Origin of the sequence: Candidatus Palauibacter sp., from assembly GCF_965197445.1 — a bacterium.
GTDB lineage: Bacteria > Gemmatimonadota > Gemmatimonadetes > Palauibacterales > Palauibacteraceae > Palauibacter.
On the sequence record NZ_CBDANE010000003.1, the window covers coordinates 498,693 to 517,513 of the forward strand.

The following is an 18,821-nucleotide window of genomic DNA, read 5'->3' on the forward strand; positions in this document are numbered from 1 at the left end:
TCTGGCTACTTCACGAAGTCGGACACCACGGGCTCGTCGCCGCTGTAGTCGTAGAACCCCTTCCCCGTCTTCCGGCCATGGTATCCCGCCAGGTGCATGCGGCGCAGCAGAGGCGGGGAGGCAAAGCGCGCCTCCTTGTATTCCTCGTACATGATCCCCGTGATGTGGTACAGCGTGTCGAGACCCACGAAGTCGCCCAGCGTGAAGGGTCCCATGGGATACCCGCAGCCCAGCCTGAGCCCCTTGTCGATGTCGGGAATCGACGCCACGCCGGACTCGTACGCGCGGATCGCATCGAGCATGTAGGGGACAAGCAGCCGGTTCACCACGAACCCGGTGTTGTCCCCACAGGCGATCGGGCTCTTGCCAAGCGATTCGGCGAAGGCGAAGGCGCAATCGAACGTCTCGTCCGACGTCTGCCCGCAGCGGATGACCTCCACCAGGGGCATGACCGGGACGGGACTGAAGAAGTGGAGACCAACGAAACGGTCGGGTCGATCGGTTCGGGCCGCCAGCTCGGTGATCGAGAGGCTCGACGTGTTGGAGGCGAAGACCGCGCTCTCCCCGCACACCTCGCCGAGCGCGCCGAACAGCTCGTGTTTCGCCCCGAGGTTCTCCGTGATCGCTTCGATGACGAGATCGCACTCCGCGAAGTCTGCCAGATCGAGGGTCGGATGGAGCCTGCCTACCGCCGCATCCCGCTCCGCCGCTCCCAGCTTATCCTTGGCTACCGCGCGGTCCAGGGTCTTCGTGATGCGGGCCATGCCGCGGTCCAGGAACCCCTGCTCCACCTCGCGCACGACCGTCTCGTAGCCGGCTCCGGCGCTGACCTGAGCGATCCCGCTGCCCATCAGTCCGGCTCCCACGACCCCTACCCTCCGAATCTCGGCCAATGTCGAATCTCCTCCTGAATGATCTCGGCTAAAGGAATGCGTGCGCCCTCAGCGCAGGAGCTTCCGGTGCCACGGCTGCTCGGCGCTGGAGAGATTCTCGCCGCGCTCGAGGCGGTCGAGAAGACCCTCCAGCGCGAGTTCCATCCGTTGTCTCAGCTTACCCATGGTGGACCGGGCGGAAACCGTCGCCACCCCCATGCAGCCCGAGAAGATGATGATCCCTCCGAACACGGGCAAAATCCCGCCCCCGGTAGCCAGGGCCAGGCCCACCCCGCTGGCGATTCCGCCAATCGTCATCCCCGCGAACCACCCGCCGAGGTGCTCGGCGCGGACGTTCGCAATGTCGGCCGTCAGGCTGACGAGGGACCAGCCGTTCTCGAGCGGCTCGACCGCGACCTGGAGGCTGCGCGCCTTGGCCAGGGTGTATCCCCTGCCGCCGACATCCAGGTTGCGGCGCATCTGGGCGACTAGCCCCGCGGCCGGCTCCCACAGCGACCCACCCGATCGGGAACGAACCCGCTTCAGGAGCTCCTTCTCTCGGAGATGCGGCTCGAGGTTGGCCTCGATTTCCGGCGGACTCCCGGGCACGACCCGACTCGCGCTCACGATCGCCGGCCCGCACAGCCTGCGTGCGAGACCCGTGTCCGCCGGAGGCGTGGGCAGGAGCGAGGCGGCCTGAACCTCGGCCAGCGCCTGCCGGACATGGCGTTCCTCGAGGCCGACCTCCGCCCCGATCTGGACCACCTCGCCCGAGCGGAGGGTGCCGCCCACCGCGGTTGAGTCCCGGAACTGCAGATCCGAGGCCCTGCGGATCACCCTCTCGAGCTGCTCCCGGGTGATCGTCTCGGATCCGGGTGGCCTGCGTTCCGGAAGATCGGATCGCACCGCCTCCTCCGGCTCGGCCGCGGTTCGAGCCGGCGTGTGCCCCCTCGATCCCTTCGGACCGGAATCACCCGGCGACATCAGGCTCCCGCGCCACGGTCTCCGGCTCGACAGCGGCATCATTCACGGCGCCGGGCGGCTCCGTCCCGGGTAGCCGCGGCCGGTCGCCCGAACCCTCGAGCGCCCGTTCTTCGGCGGGGGCGGAAGCCTCGCTCTCCGCCGGCGCGGCCATCCCCTTGAACAGGCCCGCGAGCGGACCGAAGTCGATCGGGAGCGGGAAGAGCGTCGTGGAGTTGTTCTCCGCCGCGATCTCCGTCGCCGTCTGCAGGAAGCGCAACTGCAGCGAGGCCGGGTATTCGCTCAGCTGGCGCGCCGCGTCCCGCAGGTTGCTCGCCGCCTGCAACTCACCCCTGGCGTTGATCACCTTCGCGCGCCGCTCGCGTTCCGCCTCGGCCTGGCGCGCGATCGCCCGTTTCATCTCGTTTGGCAGGTCGACGTCCTTGACCTCGACGCCGGTCACATCGATCCCCCACGCGTCGGTGCCCTGGTCGATGATGTCGCGCAGGATCTGGTTGAACTTCTCCCGCTCGGCGAGCACCTCATCCAGTTCGGCCTGGCCGATGACCGACCGCAGTGTCGTCTGGGCGAGCTGGGAGGTGGCGAAGAGGTAGTCCTCGATCTCGAGGATGGCGCGCCTCGGGAGCCTGACGCGGAAGTAGAGTACCGCGTTGACCTTCACGGAGACGTTGTCGCGCGTGATGACGTCCTGCGGCGGGATGTCCATCGCGATGATCCGCAGGCTGACTCGCTCCATCCGCTCGACCCCGAACGGGACGAGGAAGATGAGCCCTGGCCCGCGGGTGGGTCGCACGCGACCGAGCCGGAAGACGACGGCCCGCTCGTATTCCTTCAGGATCCTGAGACTCGTGGCGAGCGCGAGCGCTCCCGCGCCGGCGAAGATGAAGAAGATGGGATCCATGTTCAGAACCTCCGACAGCTGGGAATACCCGGCGTCAGGCGTCGACCTCCACGATCACGGCCGCCCCCTGTCCACCGCCGATGCAGGCCGCCCCGAGCCCGAGCCCGCCGCCCCGGCGCCGTAGCTCGTGGAGGAGGTGGCCTGTGATTCTCGCCCCGGTCATGCCGAGCGGATGACTGAGCGCGATCGCCCCGCCATCTACGTTGACCTTGTCCCTGTCGAGACCCAGCTCCCGCTCGACCGCCAGATATTGCGGAGCAAACGCCTCGTTCACTTCGACCAGATCGATGTCATCCAGAGTCAGGCCCGCCTTGTCGAGCGCGGCGCGAGACGCCGGGGCAGGCCCGATACCCATGATGTGGGGCGGGACCCCGGCCACCGCATAGGACACGAGCCGGCCGACCGGCTCCAGGCCGTGCGCGGCGGCGTAGCCCGAGCGGGCCAGAACGAGCGCCGCGGCGCCGTCCCCGATGCCGCTCGCATTGCCGGCGGTCACGAGACCGTCCTGCTTGAAGTAGGGCCGCAGCTTTGCCAGCCCCTCGACCGTCGTGTCCGGACGCAGGTGCTCATCGCGCTCGAAGGACTTCTCCCTCCCCTTGCGCCCCACCGTCACCGGCACGACCTCATCCTCGTAGCGGCCCTCGCTCCAGGCCTCCGCCGCGAGCTGCTGGCTGCGCACGGCCACTTCATCGGCCTCCGAGCGGGAGATCCCGTATTCCTCCGCCAGGTTCTCGGCCGTCTGCGCCATCGAGAACCCGCAGTAGGGATCCGTGAGCGCCTCCCACAGCGAGTCCTCGAACTTCGGCGCCGGCCCCAGCCTCAGCCCCCAGCGCGCACCGCGCACGATGTGCGGGGCCTGGCTCATGGACTCGGCGCCACCCACGAGGCATACGTCGCTCTCACCGAGCTCGATTTCCTGCGATCCGTCGATGACCGCCTGGAACCCCGACCCGCACAGACGGTTCACGGTCACCGCCGGGGTCTCGATCGGCAGCCCCGCGCGCAGGCCCACATGCCGTGCCAGGTAGATGGCGTCGGCCGAAGTCTGCATCACGTTGCCCATGACCACGTGCCCGAAGCCGCCGGGCTCCGCCCCGGAGCGTTCGATCGCCGCTTCCGCCGCGACGACGCCGAGGTCGACCGCCGAGTGCTCCTTCAGGCTGCCGCCGAACGCCCCCATGGCCGTCCGGGCCGCAGACAGAAAAACCGTACCATTCCCGTTGCTCTCGCGCATTTTCGCGAAATCCTTCCTCTGTATCGGATCTATGTCCTTCGCGGGTGGGGCCGCCGTGTGCCGAGCGGGCAGACCCGCGACAGGAAACGTAGCGAAGCGGATCAGGCGGCGCCCGAGGCCACCCGTCTCACGAGCCAGTCACCGACTTCGGACGTGCTGGCGCCACCCCCGATGTCGGGCGTTCGCACACCCTGAGCGAGCGCCGCATCCACCGCCCCTTCGAGCGCGTCCGCTGCCTCGGCGGCCCCGTGGTCACGGAGGAGCAGCGCCGCGCTGAGCACCGCCGCCATCGGATTGGCCCGGCCGGTCCCCACGATATCGGGCGCACTGCCGTGCACGGGCTCGTACAGGCCGTGAAGGCCGGGGTTTACGTTGGCCGAGGGCGCGAGTCCCGGTCCCCCCACCACTTCGGCCCCCAGATCCGACAGGATATCGCCCAGAAGGTTCGATGTGACGATGACGCCGAACCGCGCCGGCACCCGGATCATCTCCATGGCCAGCGCGTCCACGTACCTCATTTCCGACTCGACGCCGGGATACTCCGAGGCGACTTCCGAAAACACGCGACGCCACAGGCCGAACATGTGTGGCACCGCATTCGCCTTGTCGGCGAGCGTGACCCGGAGCCCCAGTGGGCCGGCGTACTCAAACGCCAGGCGCACGATGCGCTCGACGGCGAACCGGCTCGCGACCGATTCCGACACGGCGACCTCTTCCGGCGTGCCCTCCTTCTCCACCCGTCCCACGCCCACGTAGAGCCCTTCGGTGTTCTCTCGAAAGATCTCGAAGTCGATGGGCGCGGCGTCCGCCGATTTCAGGGGCGAGAGGCCCGGCGCGCGCAGCCGGAGAGGCCGGCGGTTCAGGAACAGGTCCAGCCGCACCCGCAGTCCGAGCAGGAGATCGCGCGCATGCCGTCCATCGGGCACCCGGGGATCGCCGACCGCGCCGAACAGGATGGCGTCGAAGTCGTCTCTCAGTGTCTCGAAAGTCGACTGGGACATCGTCTCGCCGGTGGCGAGGTAGTGATCCGCCCCGTGCGGGAAGTCAGTGAGTTCGAGCTCGACAAGGCCTGCGGACGCGGCGGCCCTGAGTGCGCGACACGCGTGGCGAGTGACTTCGGGTCCGATTCCGTCGCCGCCGATGACGGCGATACGCAGCCTTCCGGAGGCGATGGCCGGCTACCGTTCGATTTCGAGCGCGCCGACCCGGGCCGAATCCTCGAGGAACGCGCGCGCAGTCTGCCAGGACACGGCGACGCCGGTCAGCGTCTGTAGCCGCAGCGCTTCGTTGCGCATGAAGTCGGAGATGGAGACGCCGGGCTGATCGGACCCGTTGCGCATCGCCCGCACGATCCCGTCCCAATCGCCCTCGTACACGACTCCGTCGGGCGCTCGCACCCGGTGCACGCCCTCGCCCAACGGGTCGGGGGGCCGCCCGAAGAGATCGAGCTGGCCTGCGCCCGGTCGTCGCGGCGGCCCGCCGAGACCGGCTTCGACCTCGGCCAGCAGCCGATCCTCCGGGCTCGGATCCGGCACAAGCTCTTTCAGAGCCAGCAGGTAGGGCTGCAGTTCCTCGGCGTCCGACGGAAGATCCCGAAGTCGCCGCTTGAGTTCGATGATCCTCCAGGCGACCGTCGGGTCCGACACATCGGGCGCCGGAATCGTCTCGAGCTGCGCCAGCGCGCCCCGGAAGTCGCCGCGCTCATAGAGCACGTTGCCGTAGAGCGCACGCGCCTCCTGAAATCCGGGATCGAGCCGAACCGCCTCGCGACTCCAGAACAACGCCCCTTCCGTATCCCCTTCGCGGTAAAAGGTGAACGCCAGATCGAGCGCCGCGTCGGGGCTCGCCGGATCGGCCACCTGCGCGAGCCGGCAGAAGCGTTCAGCTCGCCGGAACAGACCCTCTCGCAGAAGGCTGCGTCCCACGCACATCATGAGTTCGACGTCCTGGTCGTATCCGAGATCGATCAGCGCCTCGAAGATCTGGAAGGCGGCGGCCCGCTCTCCCAGCTTGAGGAGCACGTCCCCGTGCCCGGCCAATGCTTCCTCGTGCTCGGGATCGATCCGGACAACCGCCTCGAATGCGGCCCTCGCCCAGGCGTACTCCTCGCGAGCCAGTCGTGTGTAGCCGAGAGAAACGAGGAGTTCGATCGAGTCGGGATAGCGGGCGAGCGCCTCCTTGAGGAGGCCGAGCGCCTGGTCGAAGTTGCCGGCCTCGTAGAGCCGCTGCGCTTCGGCGTCGAATTGCTCGTAGTTCCAGGAGTCGGGCTGGTTCAAGCGGGGAACCTCAAGCCAGGGACCATTCCGACGGAGTTCGGCGTGTCAGATCGGAGCCTTTCGTTCAGGAGAACACTCACAATTTCGGGCCCGGCTGGCCCCCTAGCAAGTTTCTTCGCCGCCGTCACGGTCCGAACGCCTCACGGAGTTTGCGCACCCCTTCCTCGTCCACGCCGTAGAGGGTGAGACGCGTGATCCGTCGATCAGCCAGTTCGCTGACTTCCAGCTCGCCGCCTCCCAGCGGGACGCGGTCGCCGGGCTCGGGAATCCGGCCCAGCGCACCGATTACGTAGCCCGCCACTGTGTCGTACTCCTCCGCATCTTCCATGTCGTCGATGCCGAGGCCCGAGAGCAGGTCGGCGAAGGAGACGCCTCCGTCCAGCGCGACGGAGCCGTCGGGACCGACTTCCATCCCCTCCTCCGCCTCATCGTGCTCATCGTAGATCTCGCCCACGATCTCCTCGAGCAGGTCCTCGAGCGTCGCGATCCCGTCCGTACCACCGAACTCGTCGACCACGACCGCCATGTGTGTCTTGCGGGTTCGCATCTCCGCCAGCAGGTCGTCCACCGCCTTCGATTCGGGAACGAACAGGGCTTCGCGCATCATGTCACGCGCGACGAGACCCGAGGGCCGTTCGGCGACCACCTCGGGGAGCAGATCCTTCACCACAATGATGCCCACGATATCGTCCAGGGAATCCTCCGTGACCGGGAGCCGGGAGAAGCCCGATTCGGCCACCACTTCAAGGATGACTTTCACCGGATCGTCGGCGCCGACCGACACGATGTCCGGACGCGGCGTCATCACCTCCCGTACGACGGTATGGGTCAGATCGAACACCCCCTCGATCATCGCCTGCTCGTCCTTCTCCACGGCTCCCTCTCGCAGACTTTGCCGAACGAGAAGCTCGATCTCGTCCGGGCTGTGGACGTGTTCGACGCCCCGCGTGTCCCCGACCGGGGCCCGGATCAGCTTGAGGAAGAGCCGCGCCGAGCCGTTGAGCAGCCAGATCCCCGGACTCACGAGGCGGTTGAAGGCCATGAGCGGCCCGGCCAGATAGCGGCTCACGGCCTCCGGCCGCACGAGCGCTACCGTCTTCGGCGCGAGTTCGCCCAGCACGATGTGCAGGTATGTGAGGAGGATGAAGGCGATGATGATCGCCGTCGCATGGAGAGTCGCCGGGTTCGCGACGATCCCCAGCGCGCCGAGAAACGGCTCGAGCGAGCGGACGAGGGCAGGCTCACCGATCCAGCCCAGGCCCAGCGAGGCGAGAGTAATCCCGATTTGTGTACCGGAGATCGCGCGGTCGAGATCGCCCTGCGCCTTGCGGACCACGCGGGCCAGCCGGTCCCCGGCATCCGCCATTTCCCCTATTCGGGATCGACGGGCGCTGACCAGTGCGAACTCCGCGGCCACGAAGAAGGCGTTCGCCACCACGAGCGCCAGAACCGCGCCGAGCCTCAGAACGAGCCCGAGGTCCATTCAGCAGGTGGGAGTGCGCCCCGGTTTTTCCGGGGGCGGGGGTTCGTTCAGGCTACGCTCACCTCGTCAGCGGCTTCCTGCTTCGCTCTCTGGGCCGCACCCCCGTGCGGAATCGCGGGAGCGCAGTACCTTTCGCCGATCGTGCGCAGGACCGAAAGGTCAGCCGGCGTCAGTTCGGGGTATCGTTCTCCGAGGTACTGGATCGTGTCGTCGAACCACTCGTGCCGCTGGTCTTTCTCGGCGTCCAGCACACCGCAGCGTCGAATGTGGCTGAAGAGCTCATCGCGGGCCCGGTCACTTGAATTCGGCATGTAGCTTCCTCTGCTCAAGACACCTCCTGACGGTCGTCCGTCGCTTTGCGGACTTCAAGTCTAACCTGGGATGAGCCTGCGCAGAAAGGGTGCCCACGAGATCGGCGGGTCGCCTCATCCACCCGTCTCAGCTTCACCCGACGTGGACTCGCGCAGGTACATATTCACGGCTCCTCTCAGCATGCGGCTCTTGATCTGCACAATGAGCCGCCGGTCGTCGTCGGAGATGAAGACCTCCGCCCGGCCGTCTTCCCCGAACAGGCCATCCGTTTGAATGATCGGACGCACGACGATGGTCTCGAACGTGCCCGCCGGGACGCGTACGCGCTCGCGCCGAAGAACCTCCACTACGACGGGATTACCGTCTTCCTCGAAGTAGCGGTTGAACTCGTACGTCCGACCAATTTCGAAGTCCAGTTTCCGGATGAGGAAAAGGTAGGAGATTTCGTCCAGGGCTCCCGGCGGCATGGGGAGATCGCGTTGTCGCCGGTGTGGACGATACGCCTCCGCCTCCTCGTCCCAATCCTCCCTCGTGGCCGTGAGAGTCTCATGGTCCAGTTCCCAGCGGCGGTGCCTTCGGTAGCTGCCCTGGCGAAGAACTTCCTCGAAGCGAAGCGACCGGTACGGGTCGCTCGCAATCCAGCTAACGGTCCGATCGTCCATCCGGTAGAGTGGGATGCGCCCCTCAATCTCCATCGAGAGTCGGTGCGTGGGCGTGCCGCGAATCGTGTCCTGCGCCTCGACGCGCAGCGTCATGCGCCCGAACTGGATACGGCCGAACAGCACCGCGTACTCGGCCTCCTCGCCGACCTGGAAGGGCCACGTCTCGGGGAACGCACTGTCGTCCACCGTCGGCTCGGTCTGGCCCACGAGCGAGCCCGCGTTCGCCACAGCGACCGCAAGGATCGCCACACACGCGGCAGAGAGCTTGAGGCTGCGTCCCGACATCTCAGGCCGCCTCAACGATCTGCCGGCCGAGTTCGCGCAGCGAGCGGTCGCGGCCCGCGGCGAACAGGTGCCGGAGTTCCTCGCCGGCGTGAAAACGGGGTCCGCGATAGCGACGCATGGAGTGCGGAGCATAGGGGATCTCCTCGAACCTGCGAACAAAGGGCCAGACGTGCAGCAGCAATGCGGCGTTAGCGGCCCATCCCTCGTACAGCAACAGTTTGCCGGCGCCGGCGCCGGTCGCGCGCTCGAGGGCAAACAATCGATAGAGTCGGAGCGTGGCATAAGGGTCCGTCACCGCCGGTGCCGCGAGCAGGCTGCGGGCGAGCAGGCGACCCCCGAGCCGGGTGAGCCGCCGCTTGTACGGCTCCGCGTCGGACCGCGCGACGGTGACGAGATCAGCCCCTCCCTCGAACCGCCGCAGCATCTCCGACAACCGCTCGGGTGGATCGGAAAAGTCTCCCTGCATGGAGACGAACGCGTCGCGGCGCGGGTACGAAGAACGCCGCAGGGTCGCCCGGACGAGCCGGTCGAGGCTCGCCGCGTAGCCGAGCCGCTCCTGGTTCCGGAGCACGGTCAGGGGGAGCACCCGCGGGTATAGCTCGAGTGCCTCGGGAGTGCCGTCGTCCGAGGCGTCGTCGCAGACGAGCACGTGAAACTGCCGCCGCTCCCCGTACAGAAGCTCGCGGATCCGCCACAGCAGCGGGCCGATCGTCTCGCGCTCGTTGTGAACCGGTATACCGATGTGGATCACGCGTCCGCTCCGTTTTCCGTCACCTGCTTCCACCTCCTGTGAAACCAGAAGTACTGTTCGGGCCGAAGTTCGATCTGCCGCTCCAGCACCCGAACCCAGCGCTTCGTGATCTCGACCGGGGCCGGTGAGGCGCCGGTCGAGCCGCAGTCGATCTCTTCATGGACGATCCGATACGCCGATCCGTCTCGCACCAGGGCGGCGAAGAAGAGAGGGACTTCCGCGGCCAGACACAAACGAGCGGGCCCGAGCGATGTCCAGGCGGGACGGCCCAGGAACTCGATCGGAGCGCTCCCGCGCCGCGCATGCTGGTCGGCCACCAGGGCCAGAATCCGGCCCGACCGCAGCGCGTCGAGCGCCCCCCGGGCCGCCGTCTCCCGGTAGAGCACTTCGAGCCCCAGCGCCGATCTCATGTTGCGGAGTCGGCGTCCGAAGGCGCCACGTTGCGATTGCACCACCGCGGTGATGTGAATGCCGGACGCCCTCATCGCCGCGCCGCCCAATTCCCAGTTACCCAGGTGCCCGGAGACGACCACGGCCCCGCCCCGTTGCGCCGCTGCCGTGCGCAGCCGCAGTCCAAGCCCCGACTCGTCGACGACACGAGAGAGCGTTCGTTCGATCCGCGGCGGCCCGCCCATCAGCAGCGCGACCTCCTGGCCGAAGTGACGGTAGCAGGCGCGGGCCGTGTTGCGGACCCAGCGCGGAGGCGCGTCCGGGAAGCTGGCCGCGAGCTGCCTCTCCACCACACGCCGCCGAACCCTGAGCGGGGCGCAGGACAGCCTGCCCAGCGCCCGTCCGGCCGCCAGGGCCACCGGTTCCGGGGCGGCCCGCAACGCGAGGTGCAACCCGGCCGCGATGGCCCCGACGCCGCCGTCCACGAGCGCGCCCCCGGGCCGCGCGCGGGCTTTCCTCCGGGGCCGATCCACCCGCTCCGTCACGACCTCGCCATCGAGACCGGCGCCAGCTGGTGGTCGAACAGGCGGCGGTATGGCCCGTCCCGGGACACGAGCGCCTCGTGGCTGCCTGCGTCGACGAGCCGCCCGCGCTCGAGGACGAAGATCCGATCGGCCTCGCGCACGGTGGAAAGCCGGTGGGCCACGACGATGACCGTGCGGTCACGGAACAGCGCGGCCGTGGCCTCTCTGATCACCGACTCCGTCCCGGCATCGACGGCCGACGTGGCCTCGTCCAGAACGAGGATCGGGGGGTCCCTGAGGACCGCCCGGGCAATCGCGATACGCTGGCGCTGCCCGGCCGACAGGCGCACGCCACGCTCGCCGAGGACCGTTTCATAGCCCTGCGGCAGCCCCTCGATGAACTCATGCGCGTACGCCGCCCGAGCCGCAGCCTCCACGTCCGCGAAGGCGGGCGGGTCTTCCCCATAGGCGATGTTCGCGGCGACCGTATCGTGGAACAGCACCGCCTCCTGGCCGACGAGGCCGATGAGGCGGCGGAGCGAGTCCATCGAGAACTCACGGATGTCCGTGCCGTCGATCGTGACCCGTCCCGCCTGCGGATCCGCGAACCGGGGCAGGAGGTCGACCAGCGTGCTCTTGCCGCTCCCCGACGACCCCACGAGGGCCACGACCGATCCGCGGGGAATCCTCAGGTCGATGTCTTCGAGCACCGGGCGTCCCGGCTCGTACGCGAAGGTCACCCCCTCGTAGCGGATTTCGGCCGCCGGAGCCGCCGCCGTCCGCGACCCGCCGACGGGCTCGGGCTCGTGGTCGAGGATCTCGAGGAAGCGGTCCGCGGCGGCAAGTCCCTGGGCCGTGCCGGCCGGATACTGGGCGAGCCCCTTCACCGGCGAGATCGCGCGCAGCGCGATCGTCACGAAGGCGACGAACTGCTCCGGCGCCAGCGACCCGTCACCCATGACGAAGGCGGCCCCGATCCAGACCAGTCCCAGCGCTACGGCGGCCGCGAGCACCTCAGACAGCGGGGAGGCGAGATGCCGCATCGTGGCGGCCGCGATGCGCTTGCGGCTGAACGCATCCGAACGCCGCCGGAAGCGCGCTTCCTCGAAGTGTTCCGCGGCCCGCACCTTCACGAGGCGCACGGCCCCGAGTGACTCCTGCAACGCGGCGACCAGCTCGCCCTGGTCCTCCCAGGTGCGGCGGAACCTGTCGCGCAACCCGCGGAGCAGCGGGCGCAACCCGAGCATCACGAGCGGCACCAGAACGATGGCGAGCAACGCGAGGCGCCACGATAGCGCGAACAGCACCAGGGCGTAGGCAGCGAGCGTCGCCAGTTGACGCACCGCCAGGGCGAGCGCGTCCGTCACCACTGGCTTCGCCTCGCCGGTGTCCGAGATGACCCGCGCGACCATCTGTCCGACCTTCCCGCGCTCGAAGAAGGCGAGCGGCAGCCGCTGCAGCCGAGCGTGCACGGCGTTACGCGCGTCCCGCACCAGGAACTCCTGGGTGCGGATCGACAGCACCCGCCCCCCGAACAGGCACAGATTCTTGAGGAGCAGCGCGGCCAGGACCACAACACACACAGCCCGCAGGGCGTCCAGCCCCTCCGCCCCGCCGAGCCACCCACCCGCAATCCCATCGATGAAGCGCTCCGCCGCGTTGCGTCCGCCTTCGGGAAGCAGCGGACCCATCCCGAACAGCGAGCGGAGGAACGGGATCAGCAGCAGGAGGCTGAACGCCTCGAGCCCGGCCGCCACCACGCCGAGTCCGAGACTCCCGAGAAACATCCAGCGGTAGGGCCGCAGGAACCGCAGCAGCCGCCGGTACGACGAGCCCCCCATTACGGGCCCTCCTGTCAACGCGGCGTCAGCAGGGCGACCGGAAGCACCATCTCATCGGGGCTCACGCCGCCGTGCAGAAAGCTGTCCCGGTAGCGGTTCTGGTACTCCCGCAGTCTGGTCGGATAGACAAAGAAGTGATCCTCCCGACAGAGGGCGTAGTTCTGATTCAAGCCGCCGGGCGGGAGACGCCAGTCGTCGGCAGCGGATGTCATCATGACGGCCGCGGGGTTCTCCACCTTCATATCCTCGCCGAACTTGTAGCGAAGACTCGTCGACGCGTCGCGCCCCGCGAAGATGGTGGCCGGCCGGCGGCAGTGAATCGACCCGTGGTCCGTCGTGATGAGCACCCGCACCCCCCGCTGTGCGGCCAGTTGCAGCGCCTTCAGGGCCGGAGAGCGCTCGAACCACGTAACGGTGAGCGAGCGGAGCGCACTCGTGTCCTGAGCCATCTCCCAGATGAGCCTGGACTTCGCGCGGCCGTGCGTCAGCATGTCCACGAAGCCGAACACCAGCGCCGTTGCGCACGGGCTCGACAGGTAGCCGCCGAGCCGCGTGAGCATGGGTTCTCCCTCCTGAGCCGAGAAGATCTTCTCGTAGTGAACGCGGATCCGCGACGCGGTCAGTGCGCGCACATGGCGCTCGAAGAGATCGTCCTCGAACGAGTTGTATCCGATCTCGTTCCCCCGTTCCCACCAGTCGGGCCGCAGTTCCGCGAGTTCATCCGGGAAGAGGCCGCCGAAGATCGCGTTGCGCGCGAACGGGGTCGCCGTCGGCAGAATCCCGGCATACAGCGCCTCTTCGATCTCGAAGTGCTCGCTGACGATCGGGAGGATGGCCCGCCACTGGTCGAGGCGCATGCAGTCCATGACCACGAGGAGAGCCGCCGGATCCTCGTCGAGGATCGGTCGAAAGAACCGCGCCAGCACGTCCACCGACAGCGTCGGGCCGGACTCCCCGCCTTCGTGCACCCAATCGGCGTAACGGTCCGCGACCAGGTCGCAGAACCCGCGGCTGAGGTCGCTCATCAGCCCGTCGAGGATATCCCGGAGACCCGACTCCCCGCCCTCCTCCAGCCTCAGGTCCCAGTCGACCAGTTCGGAGTAGAGTTCGGCCCAGTCCCGCCACGAGTCCGCGGTCGAGAGCCGCTCCCGCAACTCGCCGAAGCGGCGTGAGAAGTCCCGCGTGATGTGCTCATGGCGCAGCGCCGGGCCCGCGAGGAGACGGGTCACCACCGACAGTACCTGCCGAGGGCTCGTCGGCTTGACGATGTAGTCGTCCGCCCGCCGCCCGATCGCCTCGTGCATGGTCGACTCCTCTTCGCTCTTGGTGACCATGACCACGGGGAGGCGCGGCGCCGAGCGCCGGATCCGGTCGAGCACCTCGATGCCGCGCAGCCCGGGCATGCGCTCGTCGAGCAGCACCAGGTCGTACGAGGCGCCGGTGAGCAGTTCGATGGCGTCCTGGCCGTTCATCACGGCGTCGACCAGATACCCGGAGGATCTCAGCAGCAGCAGATGGGGCCGCAGCAGGTCGACCTCGTCGTCCACCCACAGGATCCGGCCCGCCCCCGTCTTTGTCGCCTCCGTCATGCACTGCCTTTCAGGTAGCGGCGTATCGCCCGTTCCAGCTTCTCCACGACCTCTTCCACGCGAATCTGCGACATCCGCGCGGGGCGTGTGGCCCGGGACGGCCGCCGCTCGCCGTCGCCGCTGTGCCGATCCACCAGCAGATCGAGAAACCGGCCGTACGGGCCGCTCCGCTTCGGATCCGTGTACCCGTACAATCCGACCGTCGGCGTCCCCAGCGCCACCGCCACGTGGAGAGGACCCGTGTCCGGCGCGAGTACGATGTCGCTCGCTCGCAGTCGGCCGGCCAGCTGCCTCAGCGTTCCACCGAGCACCGGACGCGGCGGAACGGAGCATAGCTCCCGGAGACGACGGCCGTCCCTCAGTTCGTCCTCGGAGTCCCCGCCCAGCAGAACCGTCCGCAGCCCCAGATCTCCGCCCGCCACGTCGATTACCCGCGCGGTCCGCTCGAGGGTCCAGTTCCTCCGCGGGTTCGAACTGCGGGGCACGACGGCAAGCACGGGCCGAGCGAACGTCTTCCGCCACCGCGCGCTCTCCGCACGTTCCTCGTCCGTGAAGTGGAAATCCCACTCATGGCGCCGGGGCACGGCCAGGTAGTCGAGGAATTCGAACAGTTCATCCTGCACGTGCGCCACAGGGCGGGGCGTAATGCGATGATTGGTCGCCAGCCAACTCAGGTCCCGGGCGCGCCCGCGGTCATACCCTAGCCGAACCGGGGCCGGGAGCAGGCGCGTCACCAGACCTCCCTTGAAGTTCGGCTGCAGGCAGATGACGAGATCGAACGCCTCGGCCGCCACCTCGCGGCGAAACCGAGGATAGGCGCGCCCGCCGAGCCCTCGGTGAAACAACAGGAACCGGTCCACATCCGGACGGCCGGTCATGAGCGCCGCCGGGCCGGGCTGTATAATCCATGTGATGTGCGTCTCCGGCCAGGCTCGCCGCAGCGAAGCGACGACCGGCATCCCCTGGACCGTGCTGCCGATCGCACTCATGAGGACGATGGCCACGCGTCGGGGCGGGACGCAGGAATCGAGGGGTGGAATCACGCGACGACCTGCCGCGAAGGACCCGCGAGGGATCTTCCGGCCCACTCTCCGGTATCGGATCGGGGCCACCCAGGCTGACAACGGCCGCAAAACACTGTAATCTCGGGGCGATGCGAACACTCACCCGCTATATCCTGCGCCTTCATGTCGCGCCGTTCCTGTTCTCCGCCATCGGGCTCACGGTGCTGCTCCTGCTCGATCAGGTGAGCAAGCGCTTCGACAGGCTGATCGGCAAGGCGCTCCACTGGTCGGTGATCGCCGAGGTGTTCGTCTATTCGATCCCCTTCATCCTCGCCCAGACCCTGCCCATGGCCGTGCTCATCGCGGTCCTGTACGTCTTCAGCCGGCTGGAGGGCGATTTCGAGGTGACCGCGATCAAGGCCAGCGGCATCCCGCTCTCGCGTGTGATGGCGCCGGTTCTCGTCTGTGGTGTCCTTCTCGCCGGCACCATGACGTGGTTCAACGACACGATCCTGCCGCAATCGAACCACCACCTTCAGGTGCTCCTTACGGGGATCGGCCTCAAGAAACCGACCTTCAACCTGCGCGAGCAAACCGTCAACGCAGTGCTCCCTTCCCGCCTCTACGTCCACCCCGGTACGATCGATCAGGACAGCAGCTCGATCGAGGATGTCAGAATCTACGACGAACGAAACGGGCAGCAGAGTCGGACCATCTACGCGGCCCGCGGGAAGATGGCCTTCTCCGAAGGGGGAGCGGACCTTTACTTCGACCTCGAGGACGGCGTCGTCCAGGTCCGGCCCAACGGGCGCACGCACGCCTTCCGCCGTATCGCGTTCGAGCGGATGACGCTGAGGGTGCCGGACGTGGGCAACAGTCTCGAGCGTGACACTCTCGGGGCCGTGCGGGGCGACCGGGAGATGAACATCGCCGACATGCGCGTCGAGGCGGATCTCGGCTTCGCGATGGCGCAGGCGGCGCGGGCGGAGAGCGCGGTCTACGCCCGGGAGATCACGAGCCAGCTCCTGAACTTCATGCAATCGCTCGAGGCCGGAGGCGAAGAGGAGATCGCCCTGGTCGATGAGGCGACGGTCCGGGTTGAGACGATCGCGGGAGCGGGAGAAGGAGCAGCAGAAGGAGAGGCTGAGGCGGCCGCGCCGGACTCTGCATCGCTCGTGGCGGAGAGCGCGGCGCGGCGCTTCTACACGGCCTTCGACGCGGCGACCCAGTTTCAGTCCTACGAAGACCGCGAACTTTCCGGCCTCCGCAGGAACAACCAGTTCCTGGTCGAGATTCACAAGAAAGGAACGATCCCGGTGGCGTGTATCGTGTTCGTCCTCATCGGCGCACCCATCGCCGTCCGTTTCCCGCGGGGCGGGGTCGCCCTCGTCGTCGGCGTCAGTCTCGCCTTCTTCGGGGCCTACTACGTCTCGCTCATCGGAGGTGAGGAACTCGCCGACCGGCTCTGGGTCTCGCCCCTGTTCGCCATGTGGGCCCCGAACATCCTGTTCGGGATCTTCGGAGTGGTGGCGCTGGCGCGCTCGACCCGAGTGACCCGCTGATCCCGTGAAGCTGCTCGACCGTTACATGGCCCTGCAGTTCCTGAAGACCGTCGCCGTCTGTGCGATCGGCGTTCCCCTGCTCTTCGTGGTGATCGACCTCGCGGACAACATAGACCGATTCATCGATCAGGGGGCGAGCAAGTGGCACGTGGCGCTGCACTACATCTACCAGTTCCCGTACCAATCGCTGCTCGGCTCACCGATCGCCGCCCTCCTCGGCTCGGTGTTCACCATCTCGGCCATGTCGCGACGTTCCGAGGTGACGGCCGCGAAGGCGGGAGGCGTCTCGTTCTACAGGCTCGGTCTTCCGATGCTCATCGTCGGGGTGGTGCTGAGCTTCGCCGGACTCGCGCTCACCGAGGTGATCGCAGTCACGACGCGGAAGTCGGCCGAGGTCCTGGTGCAGGAGGAGAACCGGAGCCAGTCGATCCGCCAGTCCTTCGTCTATCGCGGAGATGACGGGTACGTGTACAAGGTGCGTCAACTCGACACGCGCGCGGGGCAGATGGAGGACGTCCAGATCGAGCGCAAAGGGACAGGGGCCGACTTCCCCACGATGCACATCGCGGCGGCGACGGCACGGTACGACTCGGCCTCCTCGCGCTGGGTGCTCGAGGACGGATGGGTCCGGCGGTTTTTCGGGCCGGATCGCGCACTCTCATACGAGTTCCGGGAGATATTCGTACGCCAGCTCGACGAATCTCCCGAGGAACTTCAGGCCAGACCCAAGGAGCCGGACGAGATGCGCTACGCGGAGCTGGGTCGTCTGATCGAAGCGGTCGAGAGATCCGGAGGCTCCACGAACCAACTGCGGACATCGCGCGCTTTCCGCGTGGCATTTCCCTTCGCCATGGTCGTGATCATCGTGTTCGGGATGCCGCTCGCGCACAGCAATCGGCGAGGCGGCGCACCGACCTCGGTCGGGATCGCGCTCGGAACGACGATCCTCTTCCTGACGTTGGCTCGCATAGCCGAGTCGATGGGCGCGGGCGGCGCGCTGTCGCCGACCCTGGCCGCCTGGCTGCCGAACGCCATCTTCCTCATCGCCGGGCTCCTGCTGTTCACCAGGCTGCGCACCTAGTCGCCCGCCGCACCCGTAACGCTAGGGTGTGGCACCGCGTTCGAGGCGCTCGATGTCGGCGCGGACCATGAGCCGGATCAACTCCTCGAACGACATTCTCGGGCTCCAGCCCAGCTGCCGACGCGCCTTCGAAGGATCGGCGCAGAGGCGCTCGACTTCGGCCGGCCGCAGGAACGCCGGGTCGAGTTCGACATGGTCGCGCCAGTCGCGTCCGATCTCGTCGAAGGCGATCTCGAGCAGCCGCTCGACGGAGTGCGTCGCGCCGGTCCCGATCACATAGTCTTCCGGCGTCTCCGCCTGCAGCATGAGCCACATCGCCTCGACGTAGTCGCCGGCGAACCCCCAGTCGCGCTCCGCCGCCAGGTTCCCCATGGGGAGCCGCTCCGCGAGCCCATGGTGAATGCGCGCCGTCTCCCAACTCACCTTGCGGGACACGAACTCCAGTCCTCGGCGCGGACTCTCGTGGTTGAACAGGATGCCGCTCGTCGCGAACAGGTCGTAGCTCTCCCGGTAGTTCACCGTGATGAAATGCCCGTACACCTTGGCGACTCCGTACGGACTTCGCGGATAAAACGGTGTGTCCTCATTCTGCGGCGTCTCACGCACCTTCCCGAACATCTCGGAGGACGAGGCCTGGTAGAAGCGGATGGCCGGATCGACCGCGCGGATGGCCTCGAGCACGCGTGTGACTCCGAGCGCCGTGAACTCTCCCGTGAGGAGCGGCTGCTCCCATGAGGTGGGCACGAACGATTGCGCGGCGAGGTTGTACACTTCCCGCGGGCCGACGCGTTCCAGCACCCGGATGAGCGACAGCTGGTCGAGCAGGTCGGCCTGATGGAGCGTGATCCGATCCGTGAGGTGGGAGATGCGGTCGTACTTCTCGACCGACGACCGGCGGACGACGCCGTGCACCTCGTACCCCTTGTCGAGCAGAGACTCCGCGAGGTAGGAGCCGTCCTGTCCGGTGATCCCGGTGATGAGTGCGATCATGCCGCGAATATGCGCGGCCGTCGCTGCGCGGCAAAATCGCGACAGGCTCGGCTGCCGGGGCCAACGCGGTTCCGGCGTCGGCA

The 18,821-nt window shown here is 67.8% G+C and carries 17 protein-coding genes; 2 read left to right on the plus strand and 15 right to left on the minus strand.

Annotated elements, in window-relative coordinates; all coding sequences use genetic code 11:
* Nucleotides 1-5: 5 nt before the first annotated feature.
* From ACN9M6_RS02890 to ACN9M6_RS02955, 14 genes are all read right to left on the minus strand, one after another.
* The gene (locus ACN9M6_RS02890; protein WP_419161411.1) at nt 6-893 is read right to left on the minus strand and encodes a 3-hydroxyacyl-CoA dehydrogenase family protein; all 888 of its coding nucleotides are present in this window, start codon (nt 891-893) and stop codon (nt 6-8) included.
* Nucleotides 894-941: 48 nt separating this feature from the next.
* The gene (locus tag ACN9M6_RS02895; RefSeq protein ID WP_419161412.1) at nt 942-1,778 is read right to left on the minus strand and encodes a hypothetical protein; all 837 of its coding nucleotides are present in this window, start codon (nt 1,776-1,778) and stop codon (nt 942-944) included.
* A 64-nt stretch (nt 1,779-1,842) separates the two neighbouring features.
* A complete protein-coding gene (locus ACN9M6_RS02900) occupies nt 1,843-2,754 on the minus strand; it encodes a slipin family protein (RefSeq protein ID WP_419161413.1) in 912 nt (303 codons plus the stop codon).
* A gap of 34 nt (nt 2,755-2,788) precedes the next feature.
* Nucleotides 2,789-3,988, minus strand: coding sequence for an acetyl-CoA C-acetyltransferase (locus ACN9M6_RS02905; RefSeq protein ID WP_419161414.1), 1,200 nt, complete (start codon nt 3,986-3,988; stop codon nt 2,789-2,791).
* A 101-nt stretch (nt 3,989-4,089) separates the two neighbouring features.
* On the minus strand, nt 4,090-5,160 hold the full coding sequence (locus ACN9M6_RS02910; protein ID WP_419161588.1) for an isocitrate/isopropylmalate dehydrogenase family protein: 1,071 nt from the start codon (nt 5,158-5,160) through the stop codon (nt 4,090-4,092).
* A 6-nt stretch (nt 5,161-5,166) separates the two neighbouring features.
* Nucleotides 5,167-6,264 carry a tetratricopeptide repeat protein gene (locus ACN9M6_RS02915; protein ID WP_419161415.1) on the minus strand — a complete coding sequence of 366 codons (1,098 nt, stop codon included), beginning with the start codon at nt 6,262-6,264 and terminating at the stop codon, nt 5,167-5,169.
* 124 nt (nt 6,265-6,388) lie between these two features.
* Complete coding sequence (locus tag ACN9M6_RS02920; RefSeq protein WP_419161416.1) at nt 6,389-7,747, minus strand: hemolysin family protein; 1,359 nt, start codon at nt 7,745-7,747, stop codon at nt 6,389-6,391.
* 47 nt (nt 7,748-7,794) lie between these two features.
* Nucleotides 7,795-8,076 carry a hypothetical protein gene (locus ACN9M6_RS02925; RefSeq protein ID WP_419161417.1) on the minus strand — a complete coding sequence of 94 codons (282 nt, stop codon included), beginning with the start codon at nt 8,074-8,076 and terminating at the stop codon, nt 7,795-7,797.
* Between the two features lie 96 nt (nt 8,077-8,172).
* Nucleotides 8,173-9,006 carry a DUF3108 domain-containing protein gene (locus tag ACN9M6_RS02930; protein ID WP_419161418.1) on the minus strand — a complete coding sequence of 278 codons (834 nt, stop codon included), beginning with the start codon at nt 9,004-9,006 and terminating at the stop codon, nt 8,173-8,175.
* Between the two features lies 1 nt (nt 9,007).
* The gene (locus tag ACN9M6_RS02935; protein ID WP_419161419.1) at nt 9,008-9,757 is read right to left on the minus strand and encodes a glycosyltransferase family 2 protein; all 750 of its coding nucleotides are present in this window, start codon (nt 9,755-9,757) and stop codon (nt 9,008-9,010) included.
* A complete protein-coding gene (locus ACN9M6_RS02940) occupies nt 9,754-10,692 on the minus strand; it encodes a lysophospholipid acyltransferase family protein (protein ID WP_419161420.1) in 939 nt (312 codons plus the stop codon). Before ACN9M6_RS02940 ends, ACN9M6_RS02935 begins: the two co-directional genes overlap by 4 nt.
* Nucleotides 10,689-12,512, minus strand: coding sequence for an ABC transporter ATP-binding protein (locus tag ACN9M6_RS02945; RefSeq protein ID WP_419161421.1), 1,824 nt, complete (start codon nt 12,510-12,512; stop codon nt 10,689-10,691). The genes ACN9M6_RS02940 and ACN9M6_RS02945 overlap by 4 nt, the downstream gene beginning before the upstream one ends.
* Nucleotides 12,513-12,526: 14 nt before the next feature.
* On the minus strand, nt 12,527-14,101 hold the full coding sequence (locus tag ACN9M6_RS02950) for a response regulator (RefSeq protein ID WP_419161422.1): 1,575 nt from the start codon (nt 14,099-14,101) through the stop codon (nt 12,527-12,529).
* Nucleotides 14,098-15,144, minus strand: coding sequence for a glycosyltransferase family 9 protein (locus tag ACN9M6_RS02955; RefSeq protein ID WP_419161423.1), 1,047 nt, complete (start codon nt 15,142-15,144; stop codon nt 14,098-14,100). The genes ACN9M6_RS02950 and ACN9M6_RS02955 overlap by 4 nt, the downstream gene beginning before the upstream one ends.
* 110 nt (nt 15,145-15,254) lie before the next feature.
* Here ACN9M6_RS02955 and ACN9M6_RS02960 point away from each other — a divergent pair, with 110 nt between their 5' ends.
* The gene (locus ACN9M6_RS02960) at nt 15,255-16,667 is read left to right on the plus strand and encodes an LptF/LptG family permease (protein WP_419161424.1); all 1,413 of its coding nucleotides are present in this window, start codon (nt 15,255-15,257) and stop codon (nt 16,665-16,667) included.
* A gap of 4 nt (nt 16,668-16,671) precedes the next feature.
* Nucleotides 16,672-17,748 (plus strand): LptF/LptG family permease, encoded by a 1,077-nt coding sequence (locus ACN9M6_RS02965; RefSeq protein ID WP_419161425.1) that lies wholly within the window; start codon nt 16,672-16,674, stop codon nt 17,746-17,748.
* Between the two features lie 21 nt (nt 17,749-17,769).
* Here ACN9M6_RS02965 and gmd read toward each other — a convergent pair whose 3' ends face one another.
* Entirely contained in the window at nt 17,770-18,738 is a 969-nt protein-coding gene (gene gmd, locus ACN9M6_RS02970; RefSeq protein WP_419161426.1) for a GDP-mannose 4,6-dehydratase, read from the minus strand.
* Between the last annotated feature and the right edge of the window lie 83 nt (nt 18,739-18,821).